General features: G+C 61.7%; 10 protein-coding genes, 1 tRNA gene and 1 pseudogene. 4 read left to right on the top strand and 8 right to left on the bottom strand.

Annotated features, from left to right (window positions below; all coding sequences use genetic code 11):
• The first annotated feature begins 45 nt into the window (after nucleotides 1–45).
• Together plsY and dprA are read left to right on the top strand one after the other, a co-directional pair.
• Complete coding sequence (gene plsY / locus C7I87_RS14060) at nucleotides 46–633, top strand: glycerol-3-phosphate 1-O-acyltransferase PlsY (protein ID WP_149904778.1); 588 nt, start codon at nucleotides 46–48, stop codon at nucleotides 631–633.
• Nucleotides 630–1,763 carry a DNA-processing protein DprA gene (dprA, locus tag C7I87_RS14055; RefSeq protein WP_149904777.1) on the top strand — a complete coding sequence of 378 codons (1,134 nt, stop codon included), beginning with the start codon at nucleotides 630–632 and terminating at the stop codon, nucleotides 1,761–1,763. The genes plsY and dprA overlap by 4 nt, the downstream gene beginning before the upstream one ends.
• Before the next feature lie 6 nt (nucleotides 1,764–1,769).
• Here the strand turns inward: dprA and C7I87_RS14050 are convergent, their stop codons facing one another.
• From C7I87_RS14050 to C7I87_RS14030, 5 genes are all read right to left on the bottom strand, one after another.
• Nucleotides 1,770–1,982, bottom strand: a complete 213-nt coding sequence (locus C7I87_RS14050; protein WP_149904776.1) for a hypothetical protein — start codon at nucleotides 1,980–1,982, stop codon at nucleotides 1,770–1,772.
• Nucleotides 1,982–2,782, bottom strand: a complete 801-nt coding sequence (gene otsB, locus C7I87_RS14045) for a trehalose-phosphatase (protein ID WP_149904775.1) — start codon at nucleotides 2,780–2,782, stop codon at nucleotides 1,982–1,984. Before otsB ends, C7I87_RS14050 begins: the two co-directional genes overlap by 1 nt.
• Entirely contained in the window at nucleotides 2,782–4,572 is a 1,791-nt protein-coding gene (locus C7I87_RS14040) for an alpha,alpha-trehalose-phosphate synthase (UDP-forming) (RefSeq protein WP_188393846.1), read from the bottom strand. The genes otsB and C7I87_RS14040 overlap by 1 nt, the downstream gene beginning before the upstream one ends.
• Nucleotides 4,573–4,678: 106 nt before the next feature.
• Entirely contained in the window at nucleotides 4,679–6,841 is a 2,163-nt protein-coding gene (locus tag C7I87_RS14035) for an amylo-alpha-1,6-glucosidase (RefSeq protein ID WP_149904920.1), read from the bottom strand.
• A 44-nt stretch (nucleotides 6,842–6,885) separates the two neighbouring features.
• Entirely contained in the window at nucleotides 6,886–7,947 is a 1,062-nt protein-coding gene (locus C7I87_RS14030; protein ID WP_149904774.1) for a glycosyltransferase family 4 protein, read from the bottom strand.
• Between the two features lie 138 nt (nucleotides 7,948–8,085).
• Between C7I87_RS14030 and C7I87_RS35225 the strand changes: the two genes are divergently transcribed.
• Nucleotides 8,086–8,607 (top strand): hypothetical protein, encoded by a 522-nt coding sequence (locus tag C7I87_RS35225; RefSeq protein ID WP_246696280.1) that lies wholly within the window; start codon nucleotides 8,086–8,088, stop codon nucleotides 8,605–8,607.
• 58 nt (nucleotides 8,608–8,665) lie between these two features.
• Here the strand turns inward: C7I87_RS35225 and C7I87_RS14015 are convergent.
• Nucleotides 8,666–8,741, bottom strand: a tRNA-Lys gene (locus C7I87_RS14015).
• Between the two features lie 259 nt (nucleotides 8,742–9,000).
• On the opposite strand from C7I87_RS14015, the gene C7I87_RS14010 reads away from it, so the two are divergent.
• Nucleotides 9,001–9,468: a BA14K family protein gene (locus C7I87_RS14010; protein WP_149904773.1), complete on the top strand. Its 468-nt coding sequence runs from the start codon at nucleotides 9,001–9,003 to the stop codon at nucleotides 9,466–9,468.
• 70 nt (nucleotides 9,469–9,538) lie between these two features.
• Here C7I87_RS14010 and glpK read toward each other — a convergent pair whose 3' ends face one another.
• Nucleotides 9,539–11,029 carry a glycerol kinase GlpK gene (glpK, locus tag C7I87_RS14005; protein ID WP_149904772.1) on the bottom strand — a complete coding sequence of 497 codons (1,491 nt, stop codon included), beginning with the start codon at nucleotides 11,027–11,029 and terminating at the stop codon, nucleotides 9,539–9,541.
• Between the two features lie 92 nt (nucleotides 11,030–11,121).
• A pseudogene (locus C7I87_RS14000) lies at nucleotides 11,122–11,374 on the bottom strand (carbohydrate ABC transporter substrate-binding protein); the annotation flags it as partial.
• Between the last annotated feature and the right edge of the window lie 3 nt (nucleotides 11,375–11,377).

Raw genomic sequence — 11,377 nt, 5'->3', positions numbered from 1 at the left:
AACCATGCGACATTGAGCATGGCTAGAGAAAATGCGGGGGAAACAATGACTTATGGCCTGATCCTGGCGCTGGCGTTCGGTTATCTGCTGGGCTCAATTCCGTTCGGCCTGCTGCTCACCCGTGCGGCCGGCCTTGGTGATGTGCGCAAGATCGGCTCCGGCAATATCGGGGCCACCAATGTGCTGCGCACCGGCAACAAGGGGCTTGCCGCCGCGACCTTGCTGCTCGATGCGATGAAAGGCACGGCCGCCGTGCTGATAGCCGGGCATTTCGCGCCTGAAACGGCCGTCTGGGCTGGCCTTGGCGCCTTTCTGGGCCACCTGTTTCCCTTATGGTTGGGGTTCAAAGGGGGCAAGGGCGTCTCGACCTATCTCGGTGTGCTGGTCGGCCTTGCCTGGCAGGTGGCGCTGATCTTCGCCGTCGTCTGGCTGGTGATGGCTTTTCTGTTTCGCTTCTCCTCGCTGGCAGCGCTCGCGGCGGCCGTCGTCATCCCGATCGCCCTGTATTTCATGAGCACACCGCGGACTGCAGCGCTGTTCGTGGTGATGAGCATCATCGTTTTCATCAAGCATAGGGCCAACATTTCGCGTCTGATTGATGGCACCGAGGGCAAGATCGGAGCCAAGGGGTGAGCGAACCGGCCGCCGGGCCGCGTCTCACCGATCGCCAGCGACTGAGCTGGCTGCGGCTGATCCGCACCCAGAATGTCGGTCCAGCCTCCTTTCGCGACCTGATCAACCGCTTCGGTTCGGCCGAGGTCGCGTTGGAAATGCTGCCGGAACTGATGATTTCCGGTGGCGCCAACCGGCTCGTGCGCATTCCTTCCGTTGCCGAAGCCGAGGCCGAGATGGAGGCCGCGCGGCGGATCGGTGCACGCTTTGTCGGCATCGGCGAGGCAGACTATCCGCCGCTGTTGCGCAGCATGGACAATCCGCCGCCGCTGCTGGCGGTCAAGGGCAATGCCGCGGTGTTCCGGCTACCAGGGGTCGCGATTGTCGGCGCCCGCAACGCGTCGCTTGCCGGCATCAAGATGGCGCGCATGCTGGCAGCCGATCTTGGAAAAGACGGCTACGGCATCATCTCCGGCCTGGCACGCGGCATCGACACGGCGGCGCATCAGGGCAGCCTCTCGACCGGGACGGTCGGTGTTCTTGCCGGAGGCCTCGACCTGCCCTACCCGCCCGAAAACGCGGGCCTGTGCGATGAGATTGCCGAGCGTGGCGCCATCATCTCGGAAATGCCGTTCGGCTGGCAGCCGCGTGCCCAGGATTTCCCGCGCCGCAACCGCCTTGTCGCCGGTGCTAGCCTCGGACTGGTCGTGGTCGAGGCAGCGCAGCGCTCAGGCTCGCTGATCAGCGCCAGGCTTGCCGGCGAGATGGGCCGACTTGTCTTCGCCGTGCCAGGCTCGCCGCTTGATCCGCGCGCAGCCGGTACCAACGGCCTGCTCAAGGACGGCGCTACGCTGGTCACCGAAGCTTCAGACATTTCCAGGGCGATCCTCCCGCTGACCGGCATGCGAGCACCTGATCTGCCGCCGTTTGAGGACCCGCCCGATTTTTCAGCCACGACGCCACCCGGCGAGAGCGACCGCGCCAAGGTGATTGAGGCGCTAGGCCCGACACCGGTTCCGATCGATGAGATCATCCGCCACACCAGCCTGCACCCGGCCCAGGTCTTCATGGTGCTGCTGGAACTCGACCTCGCCGGCCGCCTCGAGCGTCACGCCGGCGGCAATGTCTCGCTGGTTTTCGGGGAGGCCTGACCACCCTCAGTGGCGGCTGGTCTTTTTATTCCCGGTCTCGGCGTAATCCTGCGTGTTGGCGCCAAAGAGATCTTTTTCGACAACCTGGCGCCAGACCTCATCCGCGTTCCGCGGGCGCGACGGATCGAAACTCGGCTCGCTCTCGTGCGCATTGGGCAGCGATCGCCGATGTAGCCAGGAGGGCATGATCTCCAGGATGAGACTGGTGAATTGGGTCATCACCGACTCCTTCGATTCAAGGGATGGACCAGACCGGTCGATCCATCCAAATTGCGCTGGCTCACCGCACCCAACCAAGCCAAAGCCTCGCCAACGCCGGCAAGCGCATGGCGCGCCGCTGTCGGTCCTTGCGGTTTGATGCGGATCGAAATGCCGTCCATCTCATTGACGGCCTCGAAACCATTCTCATCGGATGTGTCGTCGCCCAGAAACACCGGCCGCCTCCCCTCGAAAGCCGGCAGATCCAAAAAGCGCCTGATTGCGGCTCCCTTCGCTGCCTCAAGCGGCATCAATTCAACGCCGGCATTGCCGGCCAGCACCCGATATCCCGTGGGCAACCTGCCCAGCGCCTGTTCGACCAGTTGTGTCGCGCGCTGCAGCAATTGCGGTGCCGCGCGTGTGTGGATTGCCAGGATCGGACCCTTGCGCTCGATATAGACGTCCGCGCTGTCCAGTTCCGCTTCGATTTCCTCGGCAAGCGCCGCAATGTCGTCCGGCTCTCCCGCCGCCTCGACCGGACCATCGCGGGTGAGCCTATGCTCAAGGCCGTAAAGCCCGGCGGCGCGCAATCTCAGGGGCTGGAAGAGATGGTCGACCGCGGCGATCGACCGTCCCGTGATGAACGCGAGAGCTCCGTCCAATTGCAATTCGAGCGCCGCCAACAGCGTACGCAACTCATCGCCGACAACCACCGCATCGGGATGCGCGGCATGTTCGAGAAGCGTGCCGTCAATATCCAGGAACAAAGCCCACGCATCCTGCGGGACGTCGGGTTCGGTCAAGTTTGACAATGTCGACATCACAGCGCTGCCACACGCTTGCGGTCGAGCAGCGATATCACATTACCGGGAGAACCGAGGCCAGGAGAACCGGGGGCACCGCTGACCGCACGATCTACCGCATCGCGTTTGCGCAGGCGCGCCGCGTCGAACAGCATGCTGCCCGCCCATCGATAGACATTGTTTTCGCGCACGACCTCGCGCAGGCGTCGCATGCGCTGACGTTGCTCCTCTGATGACATGGTCAAGGCCTGCAGCAGGGCATCGCCCATCATTGCCGCGTCGTAGGGATTGACGATCAACGCCTCCAGCAACTCCTTCGACGCGCCGGCAAACATGCTGAGCAGCAGCACGCCCTGCTCATCCTCGCGCGCCGCCACAAACTCCTTTGCAACCAGGTTCATGCCGTCGTGGAGGCTGGTGACCATGCAGACGTCGGCGGCCCGGTAAATCTCGTAGACCTGCACTTGCGAGTGATGTTCGGTCACCAGCACCACGGGGGTATAGCCTTCACGGCCATAGCGCTGGTTGAGATCCTCGGCATGGCGCAAACATTCCTCGTACAATTGTTGATAGGCAGGCAGGGTGCCGCGGCTGGGCGCGGCGACCTGCAGGAACGCCACCTTGCCGATCCATTCCGGATGCAGGGTCAGCAATTCATCGAGTGCGTTGAAGCGATCGAGGATGCCCTTGGTATAGTCGAGGCGTTCGACGCCGACGCACAGCCTGACGTTTTCGGCCAGGCCAAATTTCTCGCGAATAAGCCGGCGACATTCTGCAACGGCAGGCAGTTTGCTCAGACGCGGCGGCTCCCATTCGATTGAAATCGGATAGGCGTGAACCAAGCTGATCTGACCGCCATAGGAGATGGCGGAATCCTCGCGCTCGATCCTGCTCTCCAGGAAGCGGTCGACGCTGTCGATGAAGTTGTTGCAATGGAACTGAGTGTGAAAGCCCACGATCGAACTACCCAGCAATCCTTCGAGTATCTGCTCACGCCATGGGCAGATGCTGAACACTTCGGAATTCGGCCACGGAATGTGCCAGAAAGTGATGATGATCGCTTCCGGCAGACGCTCCCGAATCATCCGAGGCAACAGCGCGAAATGATAGTCCTGGACCAGCACGATGGGCCGCTCGTTGCGGGCCTCCTTGACGACGGTGTCGGCGAATTTGCGGTTGACCGCCTCATAGGCCTCCCAGTCGGAGGCGCGGAATATCGGCCGGGTGAAGGCTATATGGCACAGAGGCCAGAGCCCTTCATTGGCAAAGCCGAGGTAATAGCCTTGCTGCTCTTCCTCGCTCAGCCAGACACGGCGCAACGTGTAGGAAGGATTTTCAGGCGGCACCTCGACGCGGTCATTTTCGTCGACGACAAGCGCATCGGCCGAGCCGCCGCCATAGGCGATCCATGTGCCGGCGCAGGCGCGCGTAATCGGCTCCAGCGCGGAGACCAGCCCGCTGGCGGGCACGACCAGCTGGATATCATCCCCCTTGCGGTTGTGGATGTAGGGTTCGCGATTTGAAACCACGATCACCTGCGCATCCGGAAGTTCTTTTGCCAAAATGTGACGCAATGTTTCCGGCGACCATTGGACGAGCGCGGCGGTCGCGGATTGCCCGTTCTTCTCGAATTCCGGCAAGGGGCCGCGCATGGGCTCTGCTTCAGACCTGGCGAGCTTCGCGCTTCTAGCCCGATGCCCCCGCGATATTACCACCGCAAGCGCGATGCATGAGATACCGACAATTGCGAGAATGAAGAGCCACATTGCGGCCGGAGAAACGACTAGAGACAAACCGTTGTCGGGCATTTCGAATTGACTACCTTTCAATGGGACGCGGAAAATCCACCGACAGAAACTCCGGCATCCATGGCGTGGTGGTCCAACGTTCCGCACACATGATGGTTCCGATTTTTCAACTCCTGACCACCAGAGGCACCAGTCCCTCATGCGCATCCGCAAGGAAGGCGCCGACACGATCTCCCACGCGTTGAAACGTCAGATCCACCGCCACCTGTCCTACCGAGAGATGACGAATGACGAGATTGTCGATGCCGATCGGCAAGCGCGGCTGGGTCACGTGAATTTCGTTCGTCCGACCGTCAATCCGAAGGCCGAGGCAGGCCTGCATGAGCATGAAGGCGGAGCCTGCGGACCACGCCTGCGGCAAGCAAGCCACCGGATAGGCAATTGGCGCTTCGCCGGCCGCGCGGGTGAACCCACAGAACAGTTCGGGCAGCCGCATGTTGAAATGAACCGCGGATTCGAAGGTCCCGCTCATCAACCGCACCACGCTGTCGCGGATGCCGTAGCGCGCCAGTCCGGCGGCGCAGATCGCGGTGTCGTGCGGCCAGATGGACCCGTTGTGATACGACATCGGATTGAAGAAGATCGCGTCGTCCGCCAGGGTTCTCAGTCCCCAGCCGGAATGGAACGAAGCCGATAGCAGCTGGTCGGCGACGATGCGTGCGCGATCCGGATTGGGAAGGCCTACATACAGCAAGTGACCGGCGTTGGACGTGCGCACCTTGCAAGGTTGGCCATCGCCATCGATCGCCAGCGCATAGTAGCCAAGATCTTCAATCCAGAAATGGTTTTCGACTTGTTGGCGAATGGCATCGGCGCGCACTTCCCAATTCTCTGCCCGCTCCTCTTCGCCGCGCAGCCGTGCAAGCTTCGCCAATCCCTGGTACGCCGCAAAGACGTAACCCTGGACCTCGACCAGCGCGATCGGCCCTTTCGGAATGCGGCCATCGGCATGGAAGACGGAATCGAAACTGTCCTTCCATCCCTGGTTGGCAAGGCCGGATTCCGCGGCGCGCTGGTAGGTAAGGAAGCCTGTCGAACTGCTCGCTGTCTCGATCCACTCGGCGGCGGCGCACAGCGATGGCCACAGGCTATCGATGAAAGCCGTGTCCCCCGTGCGGTCCGCATAGGCGCAGGCGAGATGGATGTAGAGCGGCGTCGTGTCGACGCCACCATAATAGCGGCCGAACGGCAACTCACTCAGCGCCGCCATCTCGCCCTTGCGGGTCTCGTGCATGATCTTGCCAGGCTCGGAATCGCTGAAGGGAGAGGTCTCGGTCGCCTGGTGCTGGGCGAGAAACGCAAGCACGCCACGTGCCAGGCCGGGATTGAGCCAAAGCATCTGCAGAGCTGAAATCACGCCGTCCCGGCCGAAGGCGGTGGAGAACCAAGGAATGCCGGCATAGGGGTAAGGGCCGGTCGCCAATTCCGTCGTGAGCAACGCCACATCGGCTCGGGCCCGCTCCATCCAATCATTGAAGACGCGGCCCGAACTGTGGAGCGTCGCCCCATGCCGGCGCTTGGCGCGCATGCCGAAACGGGCGCGCGCCGCGGCGGCCCGGAACCGATCACTTTGCGGGCGGGCGTCTGTCTTGCTCCCCACCTCCACGTAAAGCGTCTGGCGGCTGCGCTTGGTGACGGCAATGAAGAAATCCGCCCGCTCGGAGGTCAGCTTATCGGGCGGCTGTGAAAACGAGATCGCCGATGTCCGCACCACTTTGTCCAGGCCTTCGTAGCGGAGCACGACCGAACCCTGGTCGATCTCGGCCGTGTGCGCGGTGCCGCGCTTGGAACGGGTCGAACCCCGGACTTCGAACATGTCGCGAAAATCGACGCCAAAGCGTAGCGACACCAGGACCGTCGAATGCTCACGGCTATAGTTGGAGAGGGTGATACGTTCATATAGCCTTTCCTCCCACAGAAGCCTGACCCGCTCGATATGGATCGCACCCTGCGGAATCTGGCGGCCCGCGGCGCTCTCGATCGGCAGATTGGTCAGGTTGCTGGTGAACAGGACGTTGTCCTGACTAAGCGATGCGCCAAGCAACGACAGCGACCGCCCGCCAACGGTCAGGCGAAATTCGGAGAGCACGCGCGTGTCGTCACGGAAGAAGCCGTCGCCAGCGCCGCGTATGTCGCCATAGGCATCGGCGACGGCAAAGCAATCGCCATGCTTGAGGGCGTAAAGCCGATGCGGTTCCCTGGGCGCGGTTTCGTCCAGGGAAGCCAGTGCTATTGCAGGATCAAGCTTGCGCTCGTCGAGTTGGGTAATGGTCAAGAAGACTGTCCCGTGCTGATTTCTGGACGGGTGAAGGTTTACGAGGCTCTGCTCTCCTCGATGCCGTTGCCCAGCCGCGAATAAGCCTCGACGTAATCCCTGGCCATTCTGTCGGCCGAAAACCGCCTTTCGAAGACGGTTCTTATTCGTCGCCTGTCGAGTTGCAGCAGAGCCGGCATCGAGGCGACGGCATCTTCGATGGTTTCGACGACAAAGCCGGTGATCCCATGATCGATGATCTCGGGCATGGCGCCACAACTCCAGGCCATGACCGGGGTTCCGCAGGCCATGGCCTCGACCACCGCAAGCCCGAAGGGTTCAGGCCAGTCGATGGGAAACAGCAAAGCAGCCGCATTGCCCAGGAACCTGCTCTTCTGGTCCTCGCCGATCTCGCCGACATACTCGACCCGGTCGCCATCGATCAGCGGCTGCACGACCTCCTCGAAATAGGCGCGATCGCCATCGCCGACCTTGGCGGCGAGCTTCAGTTTCAGGCCGGTGCGGCGGGCAATCTCGATCGCCCGGTCGGGCCGCTTGTCGCGCGACATCCTGCCAAGGAACGCCAGATAGGTGCCATCCAAGCCCGCCTCGAAATCGGGCTCATAAAGCCCGAGCGGCAGCCCATGATGGATTGTCGCCAGCCAATTCGCGGATGCGAACCGCGCCCGCTGGCTGCGGGATATGGAAATCATGGGAAACCGCGGGAACCGGTCATAGGCCTGCGCGAGGTCCGCGTAATCCAGCCTGCCATGCGGGGTCGTCACCGTGCGTTGCGGCATATCGCGGAAAAACGGAAAATGCAGGAAATGGCTGAGATGGAAATGAACGACGTCAAAGTCGTCGGCCCGTTTCCTCACTTCGTCGAGCATCGACAGATGCGCCGCGATCTCGGATTTCAGCGGACGGGGATCGAGACGAAGCGCCCTTTCGCGGCACGCCACCAGTTTGGCGGAGGTCTTCGTGTCGCCACTGGCGAACAATGTCACGTCGTGGCCGAGGTCGACGAGAGCTTCGGTAAGGTATGAGATGATGCGTTCGGTACCCCCGTAAAGTCTTGGCGGCACCGATTCGTAAAGTGGTGCGACATGGGCAATCTTCATGTCCCGGCGTCCCTCAATGAGCTGGTCATGGAACCAAAATGCTTCAGGCGCGGGATCGTTCCTGCATCATTGGAAGATGCGTCGAATGATCGATCCATTTCCCCTGTTTGATTCGATCAGGCGCCCTATTTCCTGTTGGTGCTGCCGACCGTGCGCTTAGGGCAGCCGAAGGAGGCCCAGATGCAGGAACCCAGGGATGTCGCAGCCCGGCGTCTGAGCATGATCATCGAACAATATGTCGAGGCCAGAAAACGGCATTTTGGCTTTGTGTCGACGGACCAGGCTGGCCGAGTGATCCGCAGAACGCTGAAATCCGATCCTTCTGAGCCAGCACTTTCCGATCGCGACCTCGACGACATGGTCGCCGCGCTGGCCGTAAAGAACGGCCTTGCCGTCGTCTTCGACCGTGGCATGCGGGCCGACGGCACCGAGGCCGACCTGAACAGAAAGGAACCGACGATGCGAGCACCGACGGAGACCCCGGATGTTGCCAGCGCGGTGGATGCTATCCTGAGCGGTGGCACCGCCCAGCTTTCGATGCGCGCGGTGATCTCGTTGCTGCGCGAACGGACCGGCACCAAGCGATCCGACGCGGATCTGGAAGGACTGATTGCCAAGAAAGCCGCCGTTTTGGGCGTGCATTTGTCGCAAGGCGTCTAAGCGGTCGTTACGCGTCGCAAAGATGGCAAATCAAGAGCGCTCGCATGTCATTCGACAATGGTGAGCGCGATGGGATTCGAACCCATGACCTACTGATTAAAAGTCAGTTGCTCTACCGGCTGAGCTACGCGCTCCCGCGGGCTCGAAAAGGCCGCCCTCGAAATTGCGCGGAACATAGGGAGAGTGCCGCGACCGGTCAACCGGAAAAGATAGGCTCCAAACCCGCTCTTTGCCGCAAATCACTGCCCCTTCCCCTATTCCCCGAGTTTCCGGCGAGCGGCCCGGCTGTCTCGACCTCAGTCGGCAGCGGCCGCCGACACGGCGGAACAAATCCGACGCACCATCGTTTTTTTTCCAAAGGGACGTCCGACAAAACCCTTGAGGAGAATACCAATGAATAGAATCACAACGGGCCTGCTTGCCGCCACCCTCTCGGCAACATTCGTCGCGGCGGAGGCGGTGCCGGTCAACGCCCAGCCGGCCTACGTGCCATTATCCCAGGCGACAACGCCGGATGTGCAGACAGTGCAGTACCAGGAGTGGAGGAGAAACCGCTCCTTTGACCGCAATTTCTCGCGCAATCGCAGCTTTAGCCGCAACGGTAACATGTATTGGAATGGTCATCGCGGTTATCGTGAATATCGCCCCGGCTATCGCCGCCATGGCGACTACTGGTTCCCGCTGGCCGCCTTCGCGACTGGCGCCTTGATCACCGGCGCGATCGTCAACAGCGAGAACAACCGCTATGAAGGCAGTGCCCATGTGCAGTGGTGCTACGATCATTATCGGAGCTACCGCGCTTCGGACAACACCTTCCAGCCGAACTATGGTCCTCGTCGGGAGTGCCGTTCGCCTTACTGATCCACGGGTAAGTATGAGTGGCCTAAAAGCGTGAGTGGAAGGCCCGCGGCAGAAACGGCGCGGGCCTTCCTTATGGGCTCAGTGTCCTGCGCACGGCATCGCGCCAGCCTGCTAGTTTGGCGGCACGACTGGAAGAGTCCATCTCCGGCTGAAAGCGCCGTTCCAATGCCCAGCTTTTGGCAAACTCCCTTGCCGTAGGCCACACGCCCGCCTTCGAACCGGCGAGCCAGGCGGCCCCCAGCGAGGTCGTCTCCAGGATTGTCGGCCTATCGACCGGCGCGTCGAGTATGTCGGCCAGGCGCTGCATGGTCCAGTCCGAAGCCACCATGCCGCCATCGACCCTGAGCACCGTCTTTGCCTTGGCGCCCTTCCAATCCTTGTGCATGGCGTCGAGCAGGTCGCGTGTCTGGTAAGCAACTGATTCCAAAGCCGCTCGGGCGAACTCGGCCGGACCGGAATTTCGGGTCAGCCCAAAGATAGCCCCCCGCGCCTCGGCGTCCCAGTGCGGCGCGCCAAGCCCGACGAAGGCCGGCACCAGATAGACGTTCTGCGTCGGATCGGCTTCCGCCGCGAGCTTGCCGCTCTGCTCGGCCTTGCCGATCACCTTGATGCCGTCGCGTAGCCACTGCACGGCAGCCCCAGCGATGAAGATCGAGCCTTCCAGCGCATAGGTGGTCTTGCCGTTCAACCGGTAGGCGATGGTCGTCAAGAGGCGGTTCTTGGAGCGCACCAGATCGCTGCCGGTATTGAGCAGCGCAAAACAGCCGGTGCCGTAGGTGGATTTCATCATACCTGGTTCGAAACAGGCCTGGCCGATGGTCGCGGCATGCTGGTCGCCGGCAACGCCAAGGATCCTTATCTCGGCGCCAAACAGGTTTTTCTCCGTGATTCCATAGTCATCAGCGCAATCTTTGACTTCGGGCAGCATCGCGGCGGGGATGCGCAAGATGGAAAGCAGTTCGTCATCCCAGGCATTCTTCTCGATGTTGTAGACCAGCGTGCGCGAGGCGTTGGTGGCGTCGGTGGCGTGCACCTTGCCGCCGGTCAGGCGCCAGATCAAAAAACTGTCGATGGTACCCGCGAACAATTCGCCCTTCTCGGCGCGTTTCCTCGCGTCCTTCACCTTGTCCAGCATCCAGGCGATCTTGGTGCCCGAAAAATAGGGATCGAGCAGCAGGCCGGTCTTGCGCGTGAATTTCTTCTCCAGCCCGTGCTTCTTGAGTTTCTGGCACAGAGGCGCGGTGCGCCTGTCTTGCCAGACAATGGCATTGTGGATCGGCTTGCCCGTCGCTTTGTCCCAGATGACAACGGTCTCGCGCTGGTTGGTGATGCCGATCGCCGCCACGTCGGAAGCCTCGCGGCCGGCTTTTTTCAACGCGGCCTTCACGGTGGTCACGACGCTTGCCCAGATCTCTTCCGGATCGTGCTCGACCCAGCCGGAGGCTGGATAGTGTTGGGTGAACTCCTTCTGACCGCTACCCACGACCTTCATCTGACCGTCGAACAGGATCGCCCTGGTCGATGTCGTTCCCTGGTCGATGGCCAGCACAAAACCGTTCATTCCCGCATCCTCCGCCTTGACACAAAGAAGGGAGACGGCAACGCGCCGCCTCCCCCAATTTCACACGGGCGCGAACGCCCGCATAGACCGTCTTACTTCTGCCAGTTCTTCACCAGTTCGTCGTAGTTGATGGTGATCGGCTTTTCCTTCTCGTTGTCGATCTTCAGCTGCGGAGCGAGATCGCCGGCCTTTGGTCGCGTCGGTGTTCCAGTAGGCAAGATCATCGTCCTCAGCGAGCTTCGTTCCGATGTCGACGTGGACACCGGACTTCTCGATGCGGCCCATGACCTTTTCCTGCCCGGCCCAGAGCGAGTCCATCGCTTCCGGCGCGTTCTTGGCGCCAGCATG

The sequence above is a fragment of the Mesorhizobium sp. SARCC-RB16n genome, assembly GCF_008520305.1.
GTDB lineage: Bacteria > Pseudomonadota > Alphaproteobacteria > Rhizobiales > Rhizobiaceae > Mesorhizobium.
The sequence above is the reverse complement of the archived record's forward strand: the minus strand, read 5'-3'. Positions and strand labels throughout refer to the sequence as shown.